This window comes from Kribbella sp. NPDC055071, from assembly GCF_053608045.1.
In genome coordinates, this window is sequence record NZ_JBSGUS010000003.1 from 305,078 (window position 1) to 329,876 (window position 24,799).

Sequence of the window (24,799 nt, forward strand, 5' to 3'; positions counted from 1 at the left end):
TCAGTCCGAAAGCGGCAGCTCGTAACGCTCTAGTAGCTCCACCAGTGCCGGGACGCCCATCGACAGGTCGAAGAGCTCGGCGTGTAGGCCGACGCCCGCGGCGGAGGCTACGTTGGCTTCGTTGTCGTCGATGAAGAGGACTGAGGGTGCGGGCAGGTCCAGCGTGCTGAGGATGTGGCGGAAGTACGCCGGGTCCGGCTTGGCCAGGCCCACGTCGCACGAGTAGAAGGTCTGGTCGAACCAGTCGCCGTACCCGCGCTCGACCATCAGCCCGCGCCGGTACGCCATCTGGTTGGTGGCCAGATGGCAGCCGATGCCGCCCGCCCGCAGCCGACCGATCAGCGCGACCACCTCGGGCACGGACTCGAACCAGGACCACGGCTCGAGCGCCTCCTCGACCGAGGCCGGCGAGCCCCACTGGCGCAGCAGGTCGGCCACGACCTCCGGGAAGCTGCCCTTCCCGACCAGGGTGGGCCGCTCGGCCGCCATCAGCTCGGCGACGAACGCCTCGGGGTTCTCGGGGGCGAGGGCGTGCAGCCTCGGCCACCAGTCGGTTGTCGGGCGCTGGAGGACGCCATCGGCGTCGAAGAGTACGGCGGAGACCATGCCCTCATCCTGTCATTTGAACCAACCCGGAGCCGCCCCCTTGACCGGTTCAGTTGGGATGCGCTTTCCTGATGGCTACGTAAACATATGTGGACACCTTCCGGCGAAAACCAACAGAAAGCGCCAGGTGAGGCGTATGACCTTGAGCAGAAGGAACTTCCTCGCGGCAGGCGCCGCCGCGGCGGCCGCGGGTCTCACCGGCTGCGGGTCCCGTAGCTCACTCGGCAGATCCGACCAGCTCAGCATGTGGACCTGGGTCGGCTCGGTGAACGACGGACTGATCGGCCAGGCGGAGAAGGCGATCCCCGGGTACGACGCCATGCACCTGTCGATGACCCGGATCGGATCCAACTACAAGACGAAGGTGCTGACCGCCCTGGCCGGCAAATCGCTCGTCCCGGACATCGTCGCGATCAACGACGACGTGGCGACGTACTTCCCGAACGCCGACCAGTTCCACGACCTCAACCAGCTCGGCGCCAAGGAGCTGCAGAAGGACTTCCTGCCCTGGAAATGGAAGCTCGGGATCACGCCGGACGACAAGATGATGGCCTACCCGATGGACACCGGTCCGACCGCGTTGTTCTATCGCACCGACATCTTCACCAAGGCCGGGATCGACGTCGATCCCGCGGCCGTCGCGGAGCTGGCACCGGACTGGGACACGTACATCGAGCTCGGCAAGAAGGTGAAGCAGGGCGTCCCGGGGTCGTCGATCACCGACAACATCACCAGCATCTTCAGCTACCGGATGGCCCAGGCGCCGAAGCGGTACATGACCGAGGACGGGAAGTACATCGGCGATCAGGACCATGTCCGGGAGGCGTTCGATCTGTCCGTTCGCGTCGTCAAGGAAGGGCTGTCGGCCAACGCGCAGAACGGCTCGACCGACGCGGACGCGGTGGTGACGAACGGCAAGCTGGTCGCGTTCAACGCCGCGGTCTGGTGGGCCCAGCTCGGGCCGAAGAACGCGGCACCGAAGACGAAGGGACTCTGGCGGGTGACTGCGGCTCCTGGTGGCGCCGGCAACCGTGGTGGGTCCTTCCTGGCGATCACGAAGTACTGCAAGAACCCCGAGGCGGCGTTCGCGTTCATCAGCTGGCTGGAGTCGTCGAAGAACCAGGCCGAGGCCTTCCTCGATCCCGTGCTGTTCCCGTCGACCCCGGCCAGCTACACCGATTCCCGGTTGGCGGCGCCCGATCCGTTCTTCGGTGGCCAGAAGATCGTCGACGTGTTCGCGGAGTCGGCGAAGAAGTACCCGGGCGCGTACTTCTCGCCGTACGACTCGATCATCGGTGATCCGATCAGCGCCGAGCTCGTGAACGTCGAGACGGCCGGCAAGAACCCGGACCAGGCCTGGACGGACGCGCAACACCAGATCGAGCGCGAACTGACCCGAGCGGGGGCGATCTGACATGGCTGTCAGCAACGCGATCTCCGCGACCGTCAGCACGACCGAGGCCTCCGAGCGGCCGCCGAACAAGTACCGGCAGGCCTTCCCGCAGTACGTCGCGGTCGCGCCGTTCTTCATCCTGTTCGCCGTTTTCGGCGCGTTCCCGGTGTTCTTCTCGATCTGGATCTCGTTCCACTCCTGGGACGGGATCGGCCAGATGAAGTGGGTCGGGCTCGAGCAGTACCACTACCTGCTCTCCGATCCCACCTTCTGGAAGGCGATCGGCAATACGCTGATCATCTGGGTGCTCTCGACCGTACCGATGCTCCTGCTCGCCCTGGTGATCGCGAACGCGCTGCACAACGCGACCCGGCTGCGGACCTTCTACCGGATCGCCTACTTCATCCCGAACGTGACCTCGGTGGTCGCGATCACCCTGGTCTTCGGATCGATCTTCAGCAACAACTTCGGCCTGCTGAACGCGTTCCTGCAGTCGATCGGGCTGGGCAAGGTCGAATGGCTGACCCAGCCCTGGGGCATCAAGATCGCGATCGCCACGATCGTCACCTGGCGCTGGGTCGGCTACAACGCGATCATCTACCTGGCCGGCCTGCAGGCGATCTCGGCCGACGTGTACGAGGCCGCGAAGGTCGACGGCGCCTCGTCGCGGCAGACGTTCTGGCGGATCACCGTGCCGATGATGCGGCCGGTCATCCTGTTCACCGCGGTCACCTCGACCATCGGCGGACTGCAGATCTTCACCGAGTCCCGCGTGCTGTTCGGTGACACCAGCAACATCGGCGGACCGGGCGACGGCGGCCTCACGATCGTCTCGTACCTGTACCAGAGCGCGTTCATCAAGAACCAGTTCGGGTACGGCGCGGCCGTCGGCTGGGCGTTGTTCGTCCTGATCGTCTTGTTCAGCATCATCAACTGGCGCCTCATCGGCGGCAACGATGACGAACGCATCACCAAACGGGCGGCTCGCCGGGCCCAGCGCAGGATCGCCGAACAGAAGGCCCGACAAGCCGGGCCGGCCGCGAAGGCTGAGGAGGCCGCTGATGTCCATTGAGCGCATCCGCACCGCCGTCGGCCACGTCGTACTGATGCTCGGCGTCGTGGTCTCGCTGTTCCCGTTCTACTGGATGGTGGTGATGGCCTCCAACACCACGCCGGACATCTTCGCCTACCCACCGAAGCTCTGGATCGGATCGCATCTGTTCGAGAACATGGGCAAGGTGCTCGACAACGTCGACTTCTTCGGCTCGATGCTGCTCACGCTGATCGCCTCGCTCAGCGTGACCGTCCTGGTGCTGTTCTTCGACTCGCTGGCCGCGTTCGCCTTCGCCAAGTACGACTTCCCGGGACGCAACGTGCTCTTCGGGTTGCTGTTGGCAACCTTCATGATCCCGGCCCAGTTGTCGCTGGTGCCGCAGTTCGTCACGCTCGCCGAGTTCGGCTGGATCGGATCGTTGAAGGCGCTCATCGTGCCCGGGGCCGCGAACGCGTTCGGTATCTTCTGGATGCGTCAGTACGCCCGCGGCGCGATCCCGGACGAGCTCATCTCGGCCGCCAAGGTCGACGGGGCCGGGTTCTTCCGGCAGTACGTCACCGTCGGCCTGCCGGTGCTGCGGCCCGGCCTGGCCTTCCTGGGGATCTTCACGTTCATCAACGTCTGGAACGATTACCTCTGGCCGCTGATCGTGATGACCGACCCGAACCGTCTCACCCTGCAGGTCGCACTGGACCAGCTCAACGGCATCTACGGCACCGACTACTCGATGGTGATGGCCGGTGCGCTGATGAGCGTCATCCCCCTGATCGGCGTCTTCCTGATCGGCGCGCGTTCCTTCATCGCCGACCTGGCCGCCGGCGCCATGAAGTTCTGACCCACAACTGAACGGGACACCTCTTGACTGACACACAACTCCGCTGGGGCATCCTCGGGACCGGCAACATCGCCTCGCGTTTCGCGAGCCAGGTGCCGACGTCGCCGACCAACACGGTCGTCGCCGTCGGCAGCCGGTCGATCGACTCGGCGAACGCCTTCGCGGACAAGTACGACATCGCCAACCGCCACGGTTCGTACGACGACCTCCTGGCCGACGACACCGTGGACGCGGTGTACGTCGCAACCCCGCACCCGATGCACCCCGAGTGGGCGATCAAGGCCGCCGAGGCCGGCAAGCACGTGCTGTGCGAGAAGCCGCTCGCGATCAACAGGGCCTGGGCCGAGGCGATCATCGAGGCCGCGGTCCGCAACGACGTCTTCCTGATGGAGGCGTACATGTACCGGTGCCTCCCGCAGACCAAGTTGGTCGCCCAACTGGTCCGCGACGGCGAGATCGGCACGGTGCATCAGATCCAGGCCACCTTTGCGTTCGCCGCCGGGTTCCGGCCGGAGTCGCGGATCTTCGCCGACGAGCTGGCCGGCGGCGGGATCCTCGACGTCGGCGGCTACCCGGTGTCGTACGCCCGGCTGATCGTCGGCGCCGCGACCGGGCAGCCGTTCGCCGACCCGGCGGCGGTGACCGCGGTCGGTCACGTCGGCGAGACCGGTGTCGACGAGTGGACGGTTGCGACGCTGTTCTTCGATGCGGGCGTGACCGCGCAGGTCAGCACAGGCGTACGGCTGAGCGACCAGAACCAGGTCCGCATCTTCGGCAGCGAGGGCTACCTGGTTGTCGAGGACCCGTGGTTCGGCGGCGACGGCAAGCCGACGCACGTCACCCTGCACAAGGTGGGGGAGGAGCCGCGGGACATCTCCGCGGACCCCGCCCTCATCTACGCGGCCGAGGCCGAGGCGGTCGCCGCGGCGATCGCGCAGCGGCAGGCCCCGGAGATGAGCTGGGCCGACACCCTCGGCAACCTGACCGTCCAGGACGCGTGGCGTGCGGCGATCGGGCAGCAGTACGCGAGCGAGCGCGACGACGCGATCATCCCGACCGCCACCGGCCGGCCGCTGAAGCGCCGCGACGACGCACCGATGACGTACGGCACGGTGCCCGGTCTGGACAAGCAGGTCTCGCGGCTCGTCATGGGCGTCGACAACCAGCAGACGCTCAGCCACGCGGCCGCGATCTTCGACGACTTCGTGGAGCGCGGTGGTACGACGTTCGACACGGCCTACATCTACGGCGGTGGACGCGGCGAGAAGCTGCTCGGCCAGTGGCACACCTCACGCGGCAACCGCGACGAGATCGTTGTCATCGGCAAGGGTGCGCACACACCGCACTGCGACCCCGAGTCGATCACCCGCCAGCTCAACGAGAGCCTCGAACGGCTGCAGACCGACCACGTCGACCTCTACCTCATGCATCGCGACAACGAGGAGATCCCGGTCTCGGAGTTCGTCGACGTACTGCACGAGCACTTCAAGGCCGGCCGGGTGAAGGCGTACGGCGGATCCAACTGGTCGCTCGAGCGGTTCGATGCGGCCAACGCGTACGCCGAAGCACAGGGCAAGCAGCCGTTCACGCTCCTGAGCAACCACCTGAGCCTGGCCCGGGCGTACGACGTACCGTGGGCCGGCTGCCGGCACGTATCCGACGACGAGTCGCAGGCGTGGCTGGAGCAGCGGCAGGTCGCGCTGTTCCCGTGGTCGAGCCAGGCGCGCGGGTTCTTCACCGGACGGGCGAAGCCGGAGGATCGGTCCGACGAGGAGCTCGTGCGGTGCTTCTACTCCGACGAGAACTTCCGCCGGCTGGACCGGGCGCGGGAGCTGGCGGCGGCCAAGGGAGTCGAGCCGACGGCGATCGCTTTGGCGTGGCTGCTGCACCGGCCGTATCCTGTGTTCCCGTTGATCGGGCCGCGGCACCTCAGTGAGACGCGGACCTCGACGCCGGGTCTGTCGGTGCAGCTGACGGACGAGGAAGTGGCCTACCTCACGGCGTAATCGAGCGAATTGGTCGTGCGTCGGCGCGCATGTAACATGGTCTGTCGGTGTCACGACCCTGAACACGGAGAATCATGTCTAAGAAGTGCGATGTCTGCGGCAAGCAGCCGACGTTCGGCAACAGCGTTGCCCGCCTGGGTAAGGGTGCGATGATCCGCCGGGTCAAGGCTCGTACGCCTCGGCGGTTCAACCCCAACATCCAGCCGGTCCGGGCGCTCATCAAGGGCACCCCGACCCGCATGAAGGTCTGCACGTCCTGCATCAAGGCCGGCAAGGTCCAGCGCGTAGTCGGCTAGTTACCTGGCTTACCTTTTCCGTGTAGGGCCTGACATAGGCGCCCGGGTTTCACCCCGGGCGCCTATTCGTGTTTGCCGATGACCGTGATCTCGTTGCGGTTGTGGTGGAGCTGGCGGGCGTGCAGGACGTCGTACCGCTGCCGGAGCACGTCCAGACCGCGGCGGGCGCCGTCGAGCGGGTTCTTGCCGCCACCCTTGAGGGTGACGATCGCGAGCGCACCGCGGCGGAGGTGGGTCGCCGCGTCGAGCATCATCCGGGCGCTCATCACCTGGTCCATCCGCATGTCGTTCACGGCGACGTCGAACCGGACCCGGTTCGCCGCGAAGAAGCGCCCGGCCGTCGTCGCCTCGTGATGGATCCGGCGGTCGCCGAGCAGCCGTGGATCCAGGTAGCCCGGATCCACCGACCACACCTCCTGCCCGTGCTGCCGCAGGATCCGCGTCCAGCCACCCGGCGATGCGCCCAGGTCCACGGCCTTGCCGCCGGCCGGCAACTCCAGCCCGAAGGTCGCGATCGCCTCCTCGAGCTTGAACTCCGACCGCGAGACCCGCTCCTCGCCGCGCGCCAACCGCATCCGCCCGCCCGGCCAGTCCGACAGGCTGTCCGCGCGCCGGTTCACGCCCAGCAGGACGGCTCGCCGCCCGACGAAGCAGGAGACGACGTACTCCTGGCCGGAGCGGGTCACGGCCACTCCACGCTCGGTGAGCGCGTGCTCGATCCGGTGGTAGTAGGTCCCGCCCGTGGCCGCGCTGTCGGTCCAGGCCTGGACGGCGAGTGCCTTGGGGTAGTCGGGCAGTTCGGCCAGGATCAGGTCGGCGAGTTCGTAGTCGGGTGGCAGGTCCTCGAAGCTCCCGATCTCGGTGGTCAGGTGCCGGACGAACATGATCCGGCCGGCATCACACGCCGCCGCCAGCTCCTGCACAGAAGGCCCGCTGACCCGCCCGAGATCCCCGCTGATCCGCTCGATCCGCACGTCCCGGCCGAAGACCCCACGGATCTCCCGCCCGGCCCACTCATAGCTGTCGGCCGCGACCGAGAACAACACGCTCACCCCCGAACCCTAGCGGGACCGGTTAGCCTTCCGGGCGTGGAGGAACTGACGGTCGAGGTGCTGCGGGCCTGGGCTCGGACCGCGCTGGTCGAGTTGGGGCGGGCGCGGACCGAGATCGACGAGCTGAATGTGTACCCGGTGCCGGACGGCGACACCGGGACCAACCTCTACCTGACCTGGGAGGCCGCCTGCGACGCGCTCCCGCGCGGCGAGCTCACGTTCGCGGAGGCGGTTCAGGCGTTCGGGCGCGGCGCGCTGCTCGGCGCCCGGGGCAACTCCGGCGTGATCACCTCGCAGCTCGTCCGCGCTTGCGGCCTCCGCCTCGCCGAGAACCTCCCGCGCGAACAGGACGACGGCGTACTCGCGGATCCTCGGATGAGTGAGCCGGTTGCGTTCGCGGACGCGCTGAGGTTCGCGGCGGATGCCGCGTACGGCGCCGTCGCGCAACCGGTCGAGGGCACCATGCTGACCGTCGCCCGGGCCGCCGCGACCGGCGCGATGACGGCTGCGAACGACAGAAAGAGCCTGGCCGACGTGTGTCTGGCGGCCGTCGCGTCGGCGCGCCAGGCGCTCACCAGGACCACCGAGCAGCTTGACGTCCTGCGACGCGCCGGAGTGGTGGATGCCGGGGGAGCGGGCCTGGTGGTGATCCTCGGCGCGATGGAGTCGGTGCTGACGGGCAAGATCGTGCGCGTCGACGTACCCGCGCGGGTCGAACCGCAGGGTGACACGGCCGAGCGTCTCGAGGGACCGGCGTACGAGGTGATGTATCTGCTGGACGCGCCGGACGACAAGATCGGCGACTTCCGGCAGACCCTCGCGGGTCTGGGCGATTCGGTCGTCGTGGTCGGCGGCGACGGCCTGTGGAACGTCCACGTACACACCGACGACGTCGGCGCTGCCGTCGAGCAAGGCATCGACATCGGCCGGCCGCACCGGATCAAGGTCACCCATTTCGCCGATCAGGCCCATCAGCACGAGCCGGTCCCGAGCCGGGCGGTGATCGCCGTGGTCGCCGGTGACGGGCTCGCCGACCTCTTCGCCGAGGCGGGCGCCCACGTCATCAGAGGCGGTCCGGGCCGTCGATGCTCGACCGGCGAGATCCTGCAGGCGATCGAGCGGTCGAAGGCACCCGAGATCGTGATCCTGCCCAACGACAAGGACTCCATCGCAGTCGCCGAGGCCGCCGCGACCGCAGCCCGGCAGGACGGGATCCGGGTGGCCGTGATTCCGACCCGCGCCCAGGTCCAGGGCCTGGCGGCGATGGCCGTACACGACCCGGAACGCAGCTTCGACGACGACGTCGTCCACCTGTCCGCCGCGGCCGGGCAGACCCGGCACGGCGCCGTCACGATCGCGGTCAAGGACGCGTGGACGATGGCCGGCCGGTGCCGGATCGGGGACGCGCTCGGCGTGGTGGACGGCGACTTCGCGCTGATCACCGAAGACTTGGAGACAGCCGCCGTCGGCGTGGTGGACCGGCTGCTCGGCGGTGGTGGTGAGCTGCTGACGATCGTCACCGGCCAGGGTGCGGAGCCGGCGCTGGCCGAGGCTTTGGAGCGGCACGTACGGCGAGACCGCAAAGATGTCGATGTCGTGGTGTACGACGGAGGGCAGGACAGGTACCCGTTGTTGATCGGGGTCGAATGAAGACTGACATGGACCGCAAGCTTCGAGACTTCCTCGGGGCGAAAACGGCCAAGTCGTTCGCCGATGTTCTCGGGATCGAGACCGTCGGTGAGCTGCTGCGCCACTACCCCCGGCGCTACCTGAAGAAGGGTGAGCTGACGCCGTTCGACGAGCTCGAGGTCGGCGATCAGGCGACGGTGAACGGCCGGGTGAAGAAGGTGACCGTGCGGTCGCTGGACACCAAGGCCGAGATCCCGCTGGCCGACGTCCAGAAATGGACCCGGCGCAAGACGCTCACCAAGGTCGTCGTCACCGACGGGCAGCGCGATCTGGAGCTGGCGTTCTTCAACCAGCCCTGGCTCGCGACCAAGCTGACGCCGGGGACGGCCGCCCTGTTCTGGGGCGAGGTGACGATGTTCCGCGACATCATGCAGCTGAAGAGCCCGGGCACCGAGATCCTCGACGACGAGGACCTGTCCGAGGCCGAGATCGAACGTCGGGCCCGCCCGTTCCGGCCGCTCTACCCGGCGACCGCGAAGTTGCCGACAGCAACGATCGAGCGCTCGGTGAAGATCGTCCTGGACAACCTGGACGAGGAGCTCGACGACCCGATCCCGGAGCTGATCCTGCGCAAGGAGAAGCTGCTCGGGCTGCGCGAGGCCTTGCAGCTGGTGCATCTGCCGGACACCGAGAAGGACATCCGCGACGCGCAGCAACGGTTCCGGTTCGAGGAAGCGCTGGTGATGCAGACGATCCTGGCCCAGCGCCGCGCGGTCACCGACGCGCTGAACGCCGTGCCTCGGCCGCGGACGAAGGGTGGTCTGCTCGACGAGTTCGACCAGCGGCTGCCGTTCACGCTGACCGAGGGGCAGTCGGAGGTCGGCGAGGAGGTCTTCGCCGATCTTGCCCGCCCGCACCCGATGCACCGGTTGCTGCAGGGTGAGGTCGGCTCCGGCAAGACCGTGGTCGCGTTGCGGGCGATGCTGTCCGTGGTCGACAACGGCGGCCAGGCGGTCCTGCTCGCGCCGACCGAGGTGCTCGCGACCCAGCACCACAAGACCCTGACCAAGATGCTCGGTGACCTGGCCGAGCAGGGCATGCTCGGCGGTGCCGACCGCGCCACTCGGGTCGGCCTGCTGACCGGATCGCTGAACGCGGCTTCGCGTCGTACGGCGATGTTGGACGCGGCCAGCGGAGCCGCCGGGATCGTGGTCGGGACGCATGCGTTGCTCGAGGACAAGGTCCAGTTCGCGGATCTCGGGCTCGTGGTTGTCGACGAGCAGCACCGGTTCGGCGTCGAGCAGCGGGCCGCGCTCAGCCAGAAGTCGGGGGAGAACACCCCGCACGTGCTGGTGATGACCGCGACACCGATCCCGCGGACCGTGGCGATGACGGTCTTCGGCGATCTCGCGGTCTCGACGCTGACCGAACTGCCGGCCGGACGGTCGCCGATCCAGTCGTCGGTGGTCCCGGCGCAGCAGAAGCCGGAGTGGCTGCAGCGAGCCTGGACACGGGTCCGCGAGGAGGTCGGCAAGGGCCATCAGGCGTACGTCGTCTGCCCGCGGATCGGGGACGACGTGAAGAACGCGGCCGACGAGGAAGGCGAGTTCGCCGCCGGCGACGAGGAATCGGGGAGCGCGAAGAAGCAGGCGCGGCCGCCGATCTCGGTGCTGCAGGTCGCCGATGCGCTCCACGAGATCCTGCCTGACCTGCGCGTCGAGATCCTGCACGGCCGGCTGCCGGCCGAGGAGAAGGACGCGGTGATGACGCGGTTCGCGGCCGGGGAGGTCGACGTACTGATCGCGACCACGGTGATCGAGGTCGGCGTCGACGTACCGAATGCCTCGACGATGGTGATCATGGACGCGGACCGGTTCGGCATCTCCCAGCTGCATCAGCTGCGCGGCCGGGTCGGGCGTGGCCGGGTGCCGGGGTTGTGCCTGCTGGTGACCGATCTCTGGCCGGGATCGAAGTCGTACGGGCGGCTGGACGCGGTGGCGTCCACGACGGACGGGTTCGAGCTGTCCCGGATCGACCTGGAGACCCGCCGCGAGGGCGACGTACTGGGTGTGGCGCAGTCTGGCCGCCGGAGCAGTCTGAAGCTGCTCAGTGTGTTGCGGGACGAGGACATCATCTTCACCGCACGACACGTGGCGAACTCGATCGTTTCCGTGGACGCGGAGCTGGCCGGGTACCCGACGCTGCGGTCGTTCGTGCGGAACGCGCTCGAGTCCGAGTCGACCGAATACCTGGAGAAGACGTGAGCCGGATCATCGGTGGGTCGGCGGGCGGGCGGCGGATCGCCGTACCACCGGGAAGCGGGACACGCCCGACCGCGGACCGGGTCCGAGAGGCCCTGTTCTCGTCGCTGGAGTCCGAGTTGGGCAGCTTCAGCGGGCTGGCCGTGCTCGACCTGTACGCCGGATCTGGCGCCATCGGGCTCGAAGCCCTCTCGCGAGGAGCCGTGCGGGTGGTGCTGGTGGAGTCGGATCGGAAGGCAGCCGAGGTGATCGCGGCCAACATCCGGGTGGTCGGCCTGCCGAACGCGACTCTCCTGACCAGACCAGTGCAGCAGGTCGTGCAGGGGGACCCGCCGGTGGTATTCGATCTGGTCTACGCGGACCCGCCGTACAAGCTGGAGACCGAGGAGCTGCAGGACGTACTGATCGCGTTGGTCAAGAACGAGTGGTTGGCCGAGGACGCCGTCGTCGTGGTCGAGCGTGGCAAGCGGGAGCCGTGGGAGTGGCCGGACGGTTTCGCCGCGCTGCGCGATCGCAAGTACGGCGAGGCCCGGCTTTGGTACGGTCACCGGCATGGCTAAAGCCGTCTTTCCGGGGACGTTCGACCCGCCGACGAACGGGCATCTGGACGTCATCGCCCGCGCGGCCGCCGCCTTCGACGAGGTGATCGTCGCGACCGGGGTGAACCAGTCCAAGCAGCGGTTGTTCAGCCCCGAGGAGCGGATCGCGATGCTGACCGAGATCGCCGCGGATCACTCCAACGTCACTGTGGGCACGTTCGACGGTTTGCTGGTCGACTACTGCCGGGCCGAAGGTGCCGGCGTCATCGTGAAGGGCCTGCGGTCGGGTGGCGACTACGACTACGAGCTGCAGATGGCGCAGATGAACCGGAAACTCTCCGGCGTCGACACCGTGTTCCTGCCGACCGCGCCGGAGAACGCTTACATCTCCTCGAGCCTGGTCAAGGAGATCGCCAAGCTCGGCGGCGACGTGACCGGTTTCGTGCCACCGCGTGTTCACGCGCGGTTACGGGAAAAGTTCTAAGATGACCCCGAATTGGGCGACTGGCCGCGGAGTTGGTAATGTAGATCACCGGTCTCGACGAGACCGAGTTCTTGCCTGCCCACGCCTGAAAGGTTCGTCCTGAGCGTCTTGGACCCGCGGTCCCCTCTCGTGATCGATACGCACGAGCTGTCACGCCGCGCCGGGTCCGAACGCGAGGTCACTTTCACGGCAGCGGCACCGGCGGAGCTCGGGATCGACGTGATCGGCGTCCCTGAGGGCGATCCGATTCAGTTCGACCTACGGCTGGAATCGGTCGTCGAAGGGGTTCTCGTCACCGGAACGGCCCGCGGCCGACTGGTCGGGGAGTGCGCGCGGTGCCTGGTCGACATCGAGGACGAGTTCCTCGCCGACATCCAGGAGCTGTACGTCTACCCCGAAAGCGAAGCCGAGCCGGACGAGGCCAGCCGGATGGAGGGCGATCTGATCGACCTCGAGCCGGTGTTGAGGGACCAGGTGGTGCTCGCGCTACCGTTCCAGCCGTTGTGTACGGACGACTGTGCAGGCTTGTGCCCCGAGTGCGGGGTGCGGCTGGACGACGAGCCCGGCCACAAGCACGAGGACGGTATCGACCCGCGGTGGGCCGCCCTCGGTGGCCTGGTCAAGGGCGACGAACGACCGCAGGACAACTGAACAAGACCGCAGTACCAACCGCATACCAGCTAGCCGGCCGGGTCAACCAGCCCCCGGCCGAACCGAGGAGTCATAACCGTGGCCGTTCCGAAGCGGAAGATGTCGCGCAGCAACACCCGCAGCCGCCGGGCCCAGTGGAAGACCACTGCCCCGTCGCTGGTGACCTGCGTGAACCCCGCCTGCCGCGCGAAGCACCTGCAGCACACCGTTTGCCCGACCTGCGGCCAGTACGGCGCCAAGGGCGAGCGTCGTCAGGTCGTCGAGAGCTAAACGGCCGCCCTCCCAGTGAACTCTGCCAACGAAACGGGGCTCTACGCCGAGCTGAACCACCGGCTCGGCGTATCGCTGGCTGACGAACTACTGGAGCACGCCTTCACCCACCGCTCGTACGCGTACGAGAACGGTGGGCTGCCGACCAACGAGCGGCTGGAGTTCCTCGGGGACTCCGTGCTCGGCGTCATCGTCACGGAGTCGCTGTTCCGTAACCATCCGGACCTTTCCGAAGGCCGGTTGGCCAAGCTGCGCGCCGCCGTGGTCAACATGCGTGCCCTGGCCGGGGTCGCTCGCGATCTCAAGCTGGGCAAGTACCTGCGGCTGGGCCGCGGCGAAGAGGCCACCGGCGGCCGCGACAAGTCGTCGATCCTGGCCGACTGCGTCGAGGCACTGATCGGCGCCGTCTACCTGGACCGCGGCTTCGAGACCGCCGGACTGGTCGTGCACACGCTGTTCGACGACCTGATGGAGTCGTCGGCGCGACTCGGTGCCGGCCTGGACTGGAAGACCTCTCTGCAGGAGTTGGTGGCCCAGCTCGGCGTCGGCGTACCGGAGTACGTGATCGCCGAGTCCGGGCCGGACCACGCCAAGACCTTCGAGGCGCGGGTCCGGATCGGGGCCGACACCTACGGTCACGGCATCGGCCGCAGCAAGAAGGAAGCCGAGCAGCAGGCCGCCGAGACCGCCTGGAAGGCCCTGCGCGCGGCGCACCCCGACAGCACGGACCCGTCCCAGCAGCCCTAGGTGTCCTGTGCCTGAGCTTCCCGAAGTCGAGGTCGTACGGCGGGGTCTGGCGGAGTTCACCACCGGCCGGACCATCGACGCGGTCGAGGTGCTGCACCCCCGCCCGGTACGGCGTCACGCCGCCGGGCCGGACGATTTCGTCGCGCGGCTCAAAGGGCAGGTGTTCACGGAGCCGGCCCGGCGCGGAAAGTACCTGTGGCTGCCGCTGGAGTCGGGCGACGCCGTCCTGACGCACCTCGGGATGAGCGGCCAGTTCCGGGTCCAGCCGGTCGGCGCGCCGGACGAGGCACACCTGCGGGTCCGGTTCCGGTTCGCCGACGACGGCGGAGAGGTCCGGTTTGTGGACCAGCGGATGTTCGGTGGTCTGTCCTACTCCGAAGGCGGCGCCGAGCTGCCGCCGGAGATCGCGCACATCGCCAGGGACCCGTTCGATCCTTTGTTCGATCCGGCGACGTTCGTCGCCGCGATCCGACGCCGCAGGACCGGCCTGAAGCGGGCGCTGCTGGATCAGACCGTGATCAGCGGGATCGGCAACATCTACGCCGACGAGACGTTGTGGCGGGCCAAGCTGCACTACGCCCGGGCCACCGAAACGCTGAAACCCTTACAAATAAGGGAGATCCTGCGTCACGCCCACGAGGTGATGGCCGCCGCGCTGGATGTCGGCGGGACCAGCTTCGATGCCCTGTACGTCAACGTGAACGGGGAATCGGGCTATTTCGAGCGCGGCCTGAACGTCTACGGGCAGGAGGGATCGCCGTGTCCGCGCGACGGCCGGCCGATCCGTCGGGAGCCGTTCATGAACCGTTCGTCGTACCGGTGCCCGAAATGCCAGCCGGTTCCGCGCCAGGTTCGCTGGTGAGCGAGGTATTGTTAATAAACGTGGCCCAGGTTGACCGTCGGCTCTGCCGGTGACACCCTGAAAGACGGCACACTTTTTCGGCGCTCCGCATCGTGACCAGACCCAGGGGCGCACCCGGCCAGAACCCTTCCGGAGGACAGCACAATGGCCAAGGCTCTTCTAGGGCACCTTGGAGGCACTGACCCGCGCATGCTCGAGCAGGTTCGTCTGCTCAACCGGCGTGTCGCCGATCTGGAGGCGCACGTGATGCGTCTACAGGCAGAGAACGACCACCTCGTCGCACAGGTCCATGAGGGCCGGTTGCTCACCGTGGACGAGGCACTGCGCACTCCTGCTTCGGTCTGACCGACCGCAGCCGCTCGAACCGCGACAACTAGAGTTTCTTCTCTACCGTCCGCACTACCCACGGCGGTGGCCCCCGTCCGGGCCCCCGCCGGTTGTGTGTTCACCGAATGTTGTGCTCCCAGCTCTTTCGCCGGCCGCTGTTTTCCACCCCGATTCGACCCTGAATCGGCTGGCCTCCGCGAGTTCGCGGGCAGGTGTTTGTAGACTGCAGGACGGAACTACTTCCCCGGGTAGCGACAGCGTCACAAGTGGTTACGACGGTTCCTCAGGTATCGTCTGTCCTTTCACGGGTTGGAGAGCTTCGCTTTGTACCTCAAGAGCATGACGCTCCGAGGCTTCAAGTCGTTCGCGTCGGCCACGACGATGAACTTCGAGCCGGGGATCACCTGCATCGTCGGCCCGAACGGCTCCGGGAAGTCCAACGTCGTCGACGCCCTCGCCTGGGTGATGGGTGAGCAGGGCGCCAAATCGCTGCGTGGCGGCAAGATGGAAGACGTCATCTTCGCCGGCACCTCCGGTCGCGCCCCGCTGGGCCGCGCCGAGGTGGTGCTCACCATCGACAACACCGACGGCGCGCTGCCGATCGAGTACGCCGAGGTGACGATCAGCCGGACCATGTTCCGCAACGGCGGTTCGGACTACCAGATCAACGGCCAGAACTGCCGGCTCCTCGACGTCCAGGAGCTGCTCAGCGACTCCGGGATCGGCCGCGAGATGCACGTCATCGTCGGCCAGGGCCAGCTCGACTCGATCCTGCGCGCGACGCCGGAAGGCCGCCGTGGGTTCGTCGAAGAGGCGGCCGGCGTCCTGAAACACCGCAAACGCAAGGAAAAGGCGATCCGGAAGCTGGAGGCCACCGAGGGCAACCTGCACCGGCTCGGTGACCTGATCCAGGAGATCCGTCGCCAGCTCAAGCCGCTCGGGCGCCAGGCGGAGGTGGCGCGCCGGGCGGTGACGATCCAGGCCGAGGTTCGCGACGGCCGGGCCCGGTTGCTCGCCGACGACATCGTCCAGGCGCAGTCCGCGCTCGAGGCCGAGCTGCGGGACGAGGCCGCGCTGACGCAGCGGCGGAGCGAGACCGAGGCCCAGCTGCGCGAGGCCCGCGAGCTGGAGGCGGAGCTCGAGGACGCGCTCCGCGAGGACGCACCGGCTCTGCAGGCCGCCCAGGACACCTGGTACCAGCTGTCCGGCTTCGGCGAGAAGATCAAAGGTACGGCGCGGATCGCGGCCGACCGGATCCGTTCGCTGAACGACGAGGCCGAGGACGGCCCGCGCGCCGGACGGGATCCGGACGAGCTCGAGCTGGAGGCGGCCCGGGTCCGCGAGACCGAGGCGCAGATCGAGGCCGAGGTCGAGGCACACTCCGAGCTGCTCGCCGAGGCTGTCGAGCGTCGCCAGCAACTGGAGGCGCAGGAGTCCGAGGAGGAGCGCCGGATCTCCGCGCTGATCCGGGCCGCCGCCGACCGGCGTGAGGGCCTGGCCCGGCTGACCGGCCAGGTGAACGCGTTGAAGAGCCGCGCGTCGGCCGCCGAGTCCGAGATCGGCCGGCTTGCCAGCAACCGCAGCGAGGCCGAGGCGCGCGCTGCGAAGGCGCAGCACGACTTCACCGCGCTGGAGACGCAGGTCGCCGGGCTGGATGCCGGGGAGAAGGGTCTCGACGACCAGTTCGAGGGCGCGCAAGCGGTTCTCGACGAGATGGACGAGCGGCTCGCGAAGCTGCGGGCCGAGGAGCGCGACGCCGAGCGCGAGCGCACCGGCCTGGCCGCGCGGAAGGAAGCCCTGGAGCTCGGCCTGAACCGCAAGGACGGCGCCGGCGCCCTGCTGGCCGCCTCCGAGCAGGTCAACGGCCTGATGGGCTCTGTGGCCGCGCTGCTGAGCGTGCGGTCCGGGTACGAGACGGCCATCGCGGCTGCGCTTGGTGAGGCCGCTGACGCGGTGGCGGTGACGCACACCGACGCCGCACTGCAGGCTGTTGGGCACTTGAAGGAGCACGATCTCGGCCGGGCCGGGATGCTGCTGGGTGACGCACCGGCCGAGGACTACACGCTGTGGCCGGCGTTGCCGTACGGAGCGTCGTACGCGGTCGATGTTGTGGACTGCCCGGAGACACTGCGGCCCGCGCTGCGGCGGCTCCTGCGCAAGGTGGCTGTGGTCGACGATGTACCGGCCGCGCGATCGCTCGTACGGAATCTGCCCGATGTCACCTGTACGACGCGCGCGGGCGACGTACTGGGAGCGCATTTCGCGTACGGCGGTTCGGACGCGGCGCCCAGCCTGATCGAGGTGCAGTCCGCGGTGGACGAGGCCGCGGAGAAGCTGATCGAGGCGACCGCGCGCAGCGAGCGACTGCGGTTCGAGCTGGCCGGTCTGGAAGACGAGCGGGCCCGGCAGAAGGAGTCCGTCGAGATCACGCTGGCCCGGCTGCACGAGTCGGACGCGGCGATGGCGGCCGTTGCCGAGCAGTTGGCGCACTTCGGATCGCTGGCGAAGGCGTCCCGCGGTGAGGCGCAGCGGATGGCCGAGGCGATCGCGGCGGCCGAAGCGGAGCGTGACAAGAACCTGTCCGGTCTGGCTGAGCTGGAGGAGCGTCTCACCGACGCCGAGCAGTTCGACGAGGACGGCGACGAGCCGGACACGTCCGAGCGCGACCGACTCGCGGAGGCGGCCAAGGCCGGCCGGGCGACCGAGATGGAGGCGCGGCTCGCGCTGCGGACCACCGAGGAGCGTGCCCGGGCGCTGTCCGGACGGGCCGACTCGCTGGAGCGCGCGGCACGGCAGGAGCGCGAGGCGCGGGCGCGGGCGATCGCACGGGCCGCACGTCGCGCCCGGCAGGCCGAGGCGGCCCAGGCTGTCCACTTGGCCGCCGGTCACGTGCTGGCTCGGCTGGAGTCCTCACTGCAGCTGGCCGCGTCCGAGCGGTCGGCGATTCAGGCGCAGCGGGCCGACCGTGAGAAGGCGCTGGCACAGGCCCGATCCGCAACGCGCAGCCTGAGCTCCGATCTGGAGCAACTGACCAACACCGTGCACCGGGACGCGCTGGCGCGGGCCGAGCAGAAGATGCGCCTGGAGCAGCTGTACGAGAAGGCGCTCGGCGAGCTCGGGATCGAGGTCGACGCGCTGGTCAGCGAGTACGGGCCGGACAAGCTGGTGCCGCCGTTGCCTTCCGAGGACGAGACGCTGGAGCTCGAGGGCGAGCCGTTCAATCGGACCAAGGTCGAAAAGCGGCTCAAGCAGGCTGAGCGCGCTCTCGGCCAGCTGGGCCGGATCAACCCGCTCGCGCTGGAAGAGTTCGAGGCGATGGAGGAGCGGCACAAGTTCCTCTCCGAGCAGCTCGAGGACCTGCGCAAGTCCCGGCGCGACCTGATGGACATCGTCAAGGAGGTCGACGACCGGGTCGAGCAGGTCTTCACCGAGGCCTACCGCGACGTCGAGATCGCCTTCCAGCACGTGTTCAGCCGGTTGTTCCCCGGTGGCGAGGGCCGGCTCGTGCTGACCGACCCCGACGACATGCTCGGCACCGGCATCGACGTCGAGGCCCGCCCGCCGGGCAAGAAGGTCAAGCGCCTCTCGCTGCTGTCCGGTGGCGAGCGCTCCCTCGTGGCCGTCGCCTTCCTGGTAGCCCTGTTCAAGGCCCGCCCCTCGCCCTTCTACATCCTGGACGAGGTCGAGGCCGCCCTGGACGACACCAACCTCGGCCGCCTCCTGGAGATCTACGAAGAACTCCGCGAGAACAGCCAGCTCCTCGTCATCACCCACCAGAAACGCACCATGGAGGTAGCCGACGCCCTCTACGGCGTCACCATGCGCGGCGACGGCGTCTCCGCCGTAATCTCCCAAAGAATCCGCGAACCCGAACCGGTGTAGCCCCGTGTGTCTCATCGCGCTACACTCGCTGTCATGAAGGTTATTACGCAGCGGGAGTTCCGCAATCACTCCGCGGCGGTGATGGATGCCGTCGAGGCGGGAGAGACGTACCACATCACTCGGAACGGCACCGAGGTGGCAGAGCTGCGGCCGCTGCAGGTGAGGCGCCGACTGAGCGCTCAAGAGCTGGTCGAGCGGCACCGTCGACTCCCTCGGGTCGACTATGCGTTGATGCGCCAGGAGGCGGACGAGTTCTTCGGAACCGAGGACAGGCTGGGCGACGACGACGATCCGTGGGAGCGCAGCCGTGGGTGAGTCGGTGCCCTCCGGAGTTCTGGATACCTGCACGTACATCGACCTCGATGTGATCGATTCCGATGAATTGCCGGCGTACCCGGAGCTGACCGCCGTTACCCTTGCCGCGCTGCATCAAGGCATCGGAATGGCCAAAGACCCGGCCATCCGGGCTGCACGCACCGAGAAGCTCGGTGCGGCTGTCGCCGAGTTCGAACCGCTCCCGTTCGACGGCGATGCCGCGGCCCGCTACGGCACCTTGGTCGCGCTGACGATCGCGGCCGGGAGAGATCCGCGACCTCGGAAGATGGATCTGATGATCGCGGCGATCGCCTCGAGTCGGGATCTTCCGCTGTACACGCGTAATTCGGCTGACTTCAAGGGGCTTGGAAAGTTTCTGGTGGTCAAAGCAGTGTGAGACCTTGTGTAGCCTGAGACGACCGGTCATATTGAGGGTATGGCGCGGAAGAGTTTGCGGGAAGAGATTTTGGGGGCGGGGGTGGACCTGTTCCGGGAGAAGGGGTTCAACGCGGCCGGGGTGAAGGACATCACCGATCGGGCCGGGGCTCCGAAGGGGTCGTTCTACAACCACTTCGAGAGCAAGGAAGTGCTCGCCACGGCTGCTCTCGAGCGGTACGGCGAGTCGCTGCGGCTGATGGATCTCGCGGACCGGTCGATCCCGCCGTTGGAGCGGATTCGCCGGCACTTCGAGTTTCTTCGGGGGGAGTTGTCCGACTTCGCGCGGGGATGCCTGTTCGGCAACTTCAGTGCCGAGGTCGTCGACCACAGTGAGCCGCTGCGGATGCGCGTGAGGGACAGCCTCGACTTCTGGTCGGACCTGCTCGCGAAGGCGATCGCCGAGGGGCAGGCGGCGGGGGACATCCGCGCCTCGCTCGACCCGGAGAAGACCGCGCACTACCTGACCAACGCCTGGGAAGGCACTGTGCTGAAGATGCGCGCGGACAAGAACGACGACGCCTTCGAGATCTTCTTCAGCGTGACCTTCGACGCCCTCCTGACCTGACCCGAAGCCGCCCGGCCAACCGGGCGGCTTTCGTTTGACCCGTGCAAGATGACCGACCGTCTTAAGGAGCTGTCCATGACCACCTACCGTGCGATCGAGTCCACCGAGGACGGCACGTTCACTCTGGTTGAGCGCGAGCTGACCGCCCCGGCCCGCGACCAGGTCCGAATCGCCGTCGAGGCCTGCGGCGTCTGCCACAGCGACGTCGTCGGCGTGCACAACCTCTTCGGGAACCATCCGGCGGGTACGGCGATCGTCCCCGGCCACGAGGTGGTCGGCCGGATCGATGCGATCGGTGACGGGGTCACCACCTGGACCGTCGGCCAGCGGGTCGGTGTCGGCTACCTGGCCGGCCCGTGTGGAGTGTGTGCGAGCTGCCGTCGCGGTGACTTCGTCTACTGCTCGAACCAGCCCGTCACCGGCGACACCATCGACGGTGGGTACGCCGAGTACCTGACCGCGCCGGCGAGTGGACTCGTCGCCGTACCGGAAGAATGGGATGCGGCCGAGGCGGCGCCGCTGTTGTGCGCGGGGATCACGGTCTTCAACGCGCTGCACAAGGGTGCGGCGCGACCGGGTGACGTCGTTGCGGTGCAGGGGATCGGCGGTCTTGGGCACCTCGCGATCCAGTACGCCGCCAAGCTCGGGTTCCACGTGGTTGCGATCGCGCGGGGCGAGGAGAAGCGTGAGCTGGCTCTCAAGCTCGGAGCGATCGCCTACATCGACAGCGCGGCGGGGGATCCGGTGAAGGCGCTGCAGGAGCTCGGTGGTGCCCGGGTGATCGTGGCGACTGCGGCCAGCGGTGCGTCGATGACGCCGCTGGTCGACGGTCTCGGCCTGCGCGGGAAGCTGATCGTCGTTGGCGCGGCCAACGACCCGATCGAGGTGACGACCGGGTCGCTGATCTTCAGCGGCCGCTCGATCGAGGGCTCGCTCACCGGGACCCCGAGCGAGAACGAGGAGAACCTCACCTTTGCCCTGGGCAACGATGTCCGGCCGATGGTCGAGCGGGTGCCGCTGGCGGATGCGGCCGCGGCGTACGCACGGATGCTGTCCGGCGCGGCCCGCTTCCGGATGGTCCTGACGACGGGCTCCTGACTGACCAGGGGTTTGCCGGTCAGGCGGTGATGGTCATCGAGGCGAGCTGGTCGCCCTGGACGTCGAAGGTGAAGTGGGACGGGCCGTTGAAGCCATCACCGCCGACCTGGGTCAGGATCGTCAACGGGTTGCCCGGCGTGGAGACCTCGGTGCCGGTGAACGTGGCCCGCTTGCCGATCAGCTCGTTCTCGCTCCAGGAGCGGATCCGGTCGTGACCGCGGAACTCGCGGCCCCAGTCGTCGACGAATCCGTCGGCGGCGAAGGCCGCGACGAACGCGGCGTTGTCCTGCGCGTCGATCGCGGTCAGCGCGCGCTGCACGGCCGCGGGAATCTCATCGCTCATGGCCAATGACAGTAGCGCCTTCGGTTGAACCGGTCCGGGCCCGCGTACGTGTGCTGGGTGTCGAACCGGAGACCCCCGATGGAGGAACGTCATGAAGCGACTGGCCGTGAGGCGTGCTGCAAGTGTGGTTGGTGTGGTGGCGCTCGGCCTGGCCGGGCTGACGGCGTGCGGTGGAAGTAATGACTCCGGCTCGAGCTCACCCTCCAGCCCGGGGACATCCACCAGCCAGGCGGCCGCCGGCACCAACTTGGCGACGGCCGACGTCGGCGGCTTCGGCAAGGTCGTTGTCGACGGCAACGGCCGGACGGTGTACGTGTTCGACAAGGACACCTCCGGCAAGTCGAACTGCGAGGGCGGCTGCCTGGCCATGTGGCCGGCGGTTCCGGCCGGCGACGGTACCCCCCAGCTGGATGGAATCGACGCGTCGCTGGTCAGCACGGTCACTCGCTCCGACGGCACTAAGCAGCTGGCGATCGGCGGTCTGCCGATCTACCTGTTCGCCAACGACAGCCAGGCCGGTGACGCCAAGGGCCAGGCGGTCGGCGGCACGTGGTGGGTCGTGGGCGCGGATGGCAAGAAGATCACCGCCCAACCGTCGGCAGGCGACAACGGCAATGGCAACGGTTACTGAAACACTGCCGCGGTGGGGCCCCGCCATTGCCAAAGGCGGGGAATCCCCTATCGTACGGACGGTGGGTGACTACCCGGGGCCGGACGACGCCGAGACGCTGATCCGCACCCTGTACGCCGAACACGGGCGCAGCCTGTTGGCGTACGCGACCCGTCTGACCGGCGACCGTGCAGCGGCGGAGGACGTCGTACAAGAGACGCTGGTCCGGGCGTGGAAGCATGCCGGTGACCTGACCACCGGCAAGGGGTCGGTGCGGGGCTGGCTGCTGACGGTGGCGCGCAACATCGTCACCGACCGGGCCAGGGCTCGTGCGGCGCGGCCGGCCGAGGTCGCCGATGTGGAGGAGCGGCCGCCGGTGGAGGGTGATCACTCCGAGTCGGTCGTGAACACGATGGTTGTGATGGATGCGTTGGACAAGGTGTCACCGGAGCATCGCGAGGTGCTGGTGCAGCTGTACTACCGCGGCCGGTCGGTGGCCGAAGCCGCGAAGGAACTGGGCGTTCCGCCCGGTACCGTGAAGTCGAGATCGTATTACGCCCTCCGAGCTCTGCGCGCGGTGTTGGCCGGACAAGGAGCGGAGGTAGCCCGATGACTGATCATGACCGCACGCAACTGGGCGCCTACGCGCTTGGCGCGCTGGAGCCTGCCGAGGTTCAGGAGGTCGACGAGCACCTGGCCACCTGTGCGGAGTGCCGCGCGGAGCTGGACGAGCTGGCGGAGCTGAAGGAGTTCCTCGGCGAAGTGCCGCCCGAGGCCTTCCTGGACGGCCCGCCCGAGGGCGGCGACCTTTTGCTGCAGCGCACGCTGCGCGAGGTGCGTGAGCTGAGTCCCGAGCCGGTTGCTGTTCCGGCGCCGGTCAAGAAGCGCTCTCGCTGGCTGATGGTCGCCGCTGCGCTTGTGGTGATCGCGGGTGCGCTCGGCGGTGGCGTCGTACTGGGCAGGCAGACCGTTCCGGATGCGAATGCACCGGTGGCCGGCTCCAAGCAGGTGACCGCGACCGATGCGGCCAGCGGGGCGACGATGGCGACGACTGTGGAGCCACGGGCCGGCTGGAGCTGGATCCGCGTCAACGTCAAGGGTCTGAAGGCTGGGGACCAGTGCGAGATGTACGTCACCGACAAGGCCGGTAAAGCCTGGAGTGCGGGTAGCTGGATCGTCTCGGACAAGGCTGCGCGCGAGGGCAGCACATTCGGCGGCGGAGTCCTGGTTCCACTCGACCAGGTTCAGTCGGTGGAGATCAAGACCGTCCAAGGCACGCATGTGGTGACCGCGACCATCTGACCTGGGGCTAACTGAGTTGCAGCGCACGAGAGGATGGACTCGTGGCGACTACACCTTCCGATGACCTCAAGGCCCGGCGTAAGGCTGCGGCCGACAACTGTGACCGCTGGATGCACGGCCGCAAGGTATCCGTGTCCGATAGGTTGCGGCAGTTGGCCGACGTCGCAACCGACGAGCAGTCCGATGGCTATGGCAGCGGCGGTGAGGTCGAGACGCTGGAGCGAGAGGTAGCCGAGCTGCTCGGCAAGCCGGCCGCGGTGTTCATGCCGACCGGCATCATGGCCCAGCAGAGCGTCCTGCGGGTGTACGCCGATCGCGCCGGCACCAGCCGGGTCGCGGTCCACGGGCTCTCGCACCTGCTGATGCACGAGCTGAACGCACTGGAGGAAGTGCACCACCTCCGCATCGAGAGGCTCACGTCCGAGCCACGCCAGCCGCGCCCGGATGAGCTGGCTGCGATTCCCGGCAAGCTGGCCGCAGTGACGCTGGAGCTGCCCTTACGCGATGCAGGGTTCGTCCTGCCGTCATGGGACGAGTTGGTGGTGTTCGCCGAGTCGTGTGCCGAGCGCGGCGTACCGCTGCACCTCGATGGGGCACGTCTGTGGGAGAGCACGCCGTACCTGGGTCACAGCCTGGCCGAGATCGCATCGCTCGCCTCGTCGGTGTACGTGTCGTTCTACAAGGTGCTAGGCGGAGTGAGCGGTGCGGCACTCGCCGGGCCGGAGGACGTGATCGCCGAGGTACGGCGATGGCAGCGGCGGCTCGGCGGCAACCTCTACTCGCTCTTTCCGTACGCCGTCTCCGCGCGCGACGGGCTGCGGACCGTCCTGCCGGTCATGGACGACCTGTACGAGCGGGCGGTCGAGCTCGCGAAGGCCTTGCAGGGCGAGGGATTCCGCGTCTTTCCGGAGCCGCCGCACACCAACTCGTTCCGGGTCTATGCGCCGCGTGCCGCCGAGGTGATCGAGCTGACCGCGGTCGAACGGATGGAGGCCACGCGCGAAGCCATCTCCGGTCCGTGGCAGGCGGCCGACGTACCGGGGTGGTCGTGGGTGGAGTTCGTGACGACGCCGACGACGCTGGAGTGGCAGGTCGGCGAAGTAGCGAAGGCGTTCGGGGAACTTTTGCGGCGCTGAGTTCGTCTTGTCAGTGAAATTGCTGGGGATTCTCGGGGAGAGATGTGCTGACATTCGTCGTCACCATGGTTGTTCTGCTGGTTCTGGCCGGCCTTGTG

The 24,799-nt window shown here is 68.0% G+C and carries 26 protein-coding genes; 23 read left to right on the plus strand and 3 right to left on the minus strand.

What is annotated here, in order from left to right; genetic code table 11:
- Positions 1–606, minus strand: coding sequence for an HAD family hydrolase (locus ACWF4Z_RS08105; protein WP_452242238.1), 606 nt, complete (start codon positions 604–606; stop codon positions 1–3).
- Positions 607–742: 136 nt separating this feature from the next.
- On the opposite strand from ACWF4Z_RS08105, the gene ACWF4Z_RS08110 reads away from it, so the two are divergent.
- The 5 genes from ACWF4Z_RS08110 (at position 743) to rpmB (ending at position 6,190) form a co-directional block, all read left to right on the plus strand.
- Entirely contained in the window at positions 743–2,020 is a 1,278-nt protein-coding gene (locus ACWF4Z_RS08110) for an ABC transporter substrate-binding protein (RefSeq protein WP_452242239.1), read from the plus strand.
- Position 2,021: 1 nt separating this feature from the next.
- The gene (locus tag ACWF4Z_RS08115; protein WP_452242240.1) at positions 2,022–3,071 is read left to right on the plus strand and encodes a carbohydrate ABC transporter permease; all 1,050 of its coding nucleotides are present in this window, start codon (positions 2,022–2,024) and stop codon (positions 3,069–3,071) included.
- On the plus strand, positions 3,061–3,888 hold the full coding sequence (locus ACWF4Z_RS08120) for a carbohydrate ABC transporter permease (RefSeq protein WP_452242241.1): 828 nt from the start codon (positions 3,061–3,063) through the stop codon (positions 3,886–3,888). The genes ACWF4Z_RS08115 and ACWF4Z_RS08120 overlap by 11 nt, the downstream gene beginning before the upstream one ends.
- 23 nt (positions 3,889–3,911) lie before the next feature.
- The gene (locus ACWF4Z_RS08125) at positions 3,912–5,894 is read left to right on the plus strand and encodes an aldo/keto reductase (protein ID WP_452242242.1); all 1,983 of its coding nucleotides are present in this window, start codon (positions 3,912–3,914) and stop codon (positions 5,892–5,894) included.
- A 74-nt stretch (positions 5,895–5,968) separates the two neighbouring features.
- Complete coding sequence (gene rpmB, locus ACWF4Z_RS08130; RefSeq protein ID WP_132153237.1) at positions 5,969–6,190, plus strand: 50S ribosomal protein L28; 222 nt, start codon at positions 5,969–5,971, stop codon at positions 6,188–6,190.
- Positions 6,191–6,252: 62 nt separating this feature from the next.
- Here rpmB and ACWF4Z_RS08135 read toward each other — a convergent pair whose 3' ends face one another.
- The gene (locus ACWF4Z_RS08135) at positions 6,253–7,242 is read right to left on the minus strand and encodes an SAM-dependent methyltransferase (protein ID WP_452242243.1); all 990 of its coding nucleotides are present in this window, start codon (positions 7,240–7,242) and stop codon (positions 6,253–6,255) included.
- A gap of 36 nt (positions 7,243–7,278) precedes the next feature.
- Between ACWF4Z_RS08135 and ACWF4Z_RS08140 the strand changes: the two genes are divergently transcribed.
- From ACWF4Z_RS08140 to ACWF4Z_RS08205, 14 genes are all read left to right on the plus strand, one after another.
- Complete coding sequence (locus ACWF4Z_RS08140; RefSeq protein WP_452242244.1) at positions 7,279–8,892, plus strand: DAK2 domain-containing protein; 1,614 nt, start codon at positions 7,279–7,281, stop codon at positions 8,890–8,892.
- The gene (gene recG / locus ACWF4Z_RS08145) at positions 8,889–11,135 is read left to right on the plus strand and encodes an ATP-dependent DNA helicase RecG (RefSeq protein ID WP_452242245.1); all 2,247 of its coding nucleotides are present in this window, start codon (positions 8,889–8,891) and stop codon (positions 11,133–11,135) included. The genes ACWF4Z_RS08140 and recG overlap by 4 nt, the downstream gene beginning before the upstream one ends.
- Complete coding sequence (gene rsmD, locus ACWF4Z_RS08150) at positions 11,132–11,692, plus strand: 16S rRNA (guanine(966)-N(2))-methyltransferase RsmD (protein WP_452242246.1); 561 nt, start codon at positions 11,132–11,134, stop codon at positions 11,690–11,692. Before recG ends, rsmD begins: the two co-directional genes overlap by 4 nt.
- Positions 11,685–12,155 carry a pantetheine-phosphate adenylyltransferase gene (coaD, locus tag ACWF4Z_RS08155; protein ID WP_452242247.1) on the plus strand — a complete coding sequence of 157 codons (471 nt, stop codon included), beginning with the start codon at positions 11,685–11,687 and terminating at the stop codon, positions 12,153–12,155. Before rsmD ends, coaD begins: the two co-directional genes overlap by 8 nt.
- A gap of 129 nt (positions 12,156–12,284) precedes the next feature.
- On the plus strand, positions 12,285–12,806 hold the full coding sequence (locus tag ACWF4Z_RS08160) for a YceD family protein (RefSeq protein WP_452242248.1): 522 nt from the start codon (positions 12,285–12,287) through the stop codon (positions 12,804–12,806).
- A gap of 78 nt (positions 12,807–12,884) precedes the next feature.
- Positions 12,885–13,076 carry a 50S ribosomal protein L32 gene (rpmF, locus tag ACWF4Z_RS08165; RefSeq protein WP_077012766.1) on the plus strand — a complete coding sequence of 64 codons (192 nt, stop codon included), beginning with the start codon at positions 12,885–12,887 and terminating at the stop codon, positions 13,074–13,076.
- 15 nt (positions 13,077–13,091) lie between these two features.
- Positions 13,092–13,823, plus strand: a complete 732-nt coding sequence (gene rnc, locus ACWF4Z_RS08170; RefSeq protein WP_452242249.1) for a ribonuclease III — start codon at positions 13,092–13,094, stop codon at positions 13,821–13,823.
- A gap of 7 nt (positions 13,824–13,830) precedes the next feature.
- Positions 13,831–14,685 carry a bifunctional DNA-formamidopyrimidine glycosylase/DNA-(apurinic or apyrimidinic site) lyase gene (gene mutM / locus ACWF4Z_RS08175; protein ID WP_452242250.1) on the plus strand — a complete coding sequence of 285 codons (855 nt, stop codon included), beginning with the start codon at positions 13,831–13,833 and terminating at the stop codon, positions 14,683–14,685.
- Positions 14,686–14,874: 189 nt separating this feature from the next.
- Positions 14,875–15,030, plus strand: a complete 156-nt coding sequence (locus ACWF4Z_RS08180) for a hypothetical protein (protein ID WP_360152740.1) — start codon at positions 14,875–14,877, stop codon at positions 15,028–15,030.
- A gap of 306 nt (positions 15,031–15,336) precedes the next feature.
- Complete coding sequence (smc, locus tag ACWF4Z_RS08185; protein ID WP_452242333.1) at positions 15,337–18,894, plus strand: chromosome segregation protein SMC; 3,558 nt, start codon at positions 15,337–15,339, stop codon at positions 18,892–18,894.
- 33 nt (positions 18,895–18,927) lie between these two features.
- Positions 18,928–19,209 carry a type II toxin-antitoxin system Phd/YefM family antitoxin gene (locus ACWF4Z_RS08190; RefSeq protein WP_452242251.1) on the plus strand — a complete coding sequence of 94 codons (282 nt, stop codon included), beginning with the start codon at positions 18,928–18,930 and terminating at the stop codon, positions 19,207–19,209.
- Positions 19,202–19,606, plus strand: a complete 405-nt coding sequence (locus ACWF4Z_RS08195) for a VapC toxin family PIN domain ribonuclease (protein ID WP_452242252.1) — start codon at positions 19,202–19,204, stop codon at positions 19,604–19,606. The genes ACWF4Z_RS08190 and ACWF4Z_RS08195 overlap by 8 nt, the downstream gene beginning before the upstream one ends.
- 39 nt (positions 19,607–19,645) lie before the next feature.
- The gene (locus ACWF4Z_RS08200) at positions 19,646–20,212 is read left to right on the plus strand and encodes a TetR/AcrR family transcriptional regulator (RefSeq protein WP_452242253.1); all 567 of its coding nucleotides are present in this window, start codon (positions 19,646–19,648) and stop codon (positions 20,210–20,212) included.
- A gap of 75 nt (positions 20,213–20,287) precedes the next feature.
- Positions 20,288–21,310 (plus strand): alcohol dehydrogenase catalytic domain-containing protein, encoded by a 1,023-nt coding sequence (locus ACWF4Z_RS08205; RefSeq protein WP_452242254.1) that lies wholly within the window; start codon positions 20,288–20,290, stop codon positions 21,308–21,310.
- Positions 21,311–21,329: 19 nt separating this feature from the next.
- On the opposite strand, the gene ACWF4Z_RS08210 is transcribed toward ACWF4Z_RS08205, so the two are convergent.
- A complete protein-coding gene (locus ACWF4Z_RS08210; protein ID WP_452242255.1) occupies positions 21,330–21,653 on the minus strand; it encodes a nuclear transport factor 2 family protein in 324 nt (107 codons plus the stop codon).
- 91 nt (positions 21,654–21,744) lie between these two features.
- Here ACWF4Z_RS08210 and ACWF4Z_RS08215 point away from each other — a divergent pair, with 91 nt between their 5' ends.
- The 4 genes from ACWF4Z_RS08215 to ACWF4Z_RS08230 all read left to right on the plus strand — a co-directional run bounded on the left by ACWF4Z_RS08215 (position 21,745) and on the right by ACWF4Z_RS08230 (position 24,701).
- Positions 21,745–22,284: a COG4315 family predicted lipoprotein gene (locus ACWF4Z_RS08215; protein WP_452242256.1), complete on the plus strand. Its 540-nt coding sequence runs from the start codon at positions 21,745–21,747 to the stop codon at positions 22,282–22,284.
- A gap of 61 nt (positions 22,285–22,345) precedes the next feature.
- Entirely contained in the window at positions 22,346–22,876 is a 531-nt protein-coding gene (locus ACWF4Z_RS08220) for a sigma-70 family RNA polymerase sigma factor (RefSeq protein ID WP_452242257.1), read from the plus strand.
- Positions 22,873–23,565, plus strand: a complete 693-nt coding sequence (locus ACWF4Z_RS08225) for an anti-sigma factor family protein (protein WP_452242258.1) — start codon at positions 22,873–22,875, stop codon at positions 23,563–23,565. Before ACWF4Z_RS08220 ends, ACWF4Z_RS08225 begins: the two co-directional genes overlap by 4 nt.
- Positions 23,566–23,606: 41 nt before the next feature.
- Entirely contained in the window at positions 23,607–24,701 is a 1,095-nt protein-coding gene (locus ACWF4Z_RS08230) for a threonine aldolase family protein (RefSeq protein ID WP_452242259.1), read from the plus strand.
- The last annotated feature ends 98 nt before the right edge of the window (positions 24,702–24,799 follow it).

Coding starts and splice junctions, on each gene's coding strand:
- ACWF4Z_RS08205 (WP_452242254.1), top strand. CDS start 20,288: ATGACCACCTACCGTGCGATCGAGTCCACCGAGGACGGCACGTTCACT.
- ACWF4Z_RS08215 (WP_452242256.1), top strand. CDS start 21,745: ATGAAGCGACTGGCCGTGAGGCGTGCTGCAAGTGTGGTTGGTGTGGTG.
- recG (WP_452242245.1), top strand. CDS start 8,889: ATGAAGACTGACATGGACCGCAAGCTTCGAGACTTCCTCGGGGCGAAA.
- ACWF4Z_RS08200 (WP_452242253.1), top strand. CDS start 19,646: ATGGCGCGGAAGAGTTTGCGGGAAGAGATTTTGGGGGCGGGGGTGGAC.
- coaD (WP_452242247.1), top strand. CDS start 11,685: ATGGCTAAAGCCGTCTTTCCGGGGACGTTCGACCCGCCGACGAACGGG.
- ACWF4Z_RS08120 (WP_452242241.1), top strand. CDS start 3,061: ATGTCCATTGAGCGCATCCGCACCGCCGTCGGCCACGTCGTACTGATG.
- ACWF4Z_RS08115 (WP_452242240.1), top strand. CDS start 2,022: ATGGCTGTCAGCAACGCGATCTCCGCGACCGTCAGCACGACCGAGGCC.
- ACWF4Z_RS08180 (WP_360152740.1), top strand. CDS start 14,875: ATGCTCGAGCAGGTTCGTCTGCTCAACCGGCGTGTCGCCGATCTGGAG.
- ACWF4Z_RS08190 (WP_452242251.1), top strand. CDS start 18,928: ATGAAGGTTATTACGCAGCGGGAGTTCCGCAATCACTCCGCGGCGGTG.
- ACWF4Z_RS08225 (WP_452242258.1), top strand. CDS start 22,873: ATGACTGATCATGACCGCACGCAACTGGGCGCCTACGCGCTTGGCGCG.
- ACWF4Z_RS08105 (WP_452242238.1), bottom strand. CDS start 606: ATGGTCTCCGCCGTACTCTTCGACGCCGATGGCGTCCTCCAGCGCCCG.
- ACWF4Z_RS08210 (WP_452242255.1), bottom strand. CDS start 21,653: ATGAGCGATGAGATTCCCGCGGCCGTGCAGCGCGCGCTGACCGCGATC.
- rpmB (WP_132153237.1), top strand. CDS start 5,969: ATGTCTAAGAAGTGCGATGTCTGCGGCAAGCAGCCGACGTTCGGCAAC.
- ACWF4Z_RS08110 (WP_452242239.1), top strand. CDS start 743: ATGACCTTGAGCAGAAGGAACTTCCTCGCGGCAGGCGCCGCCGCGGCG.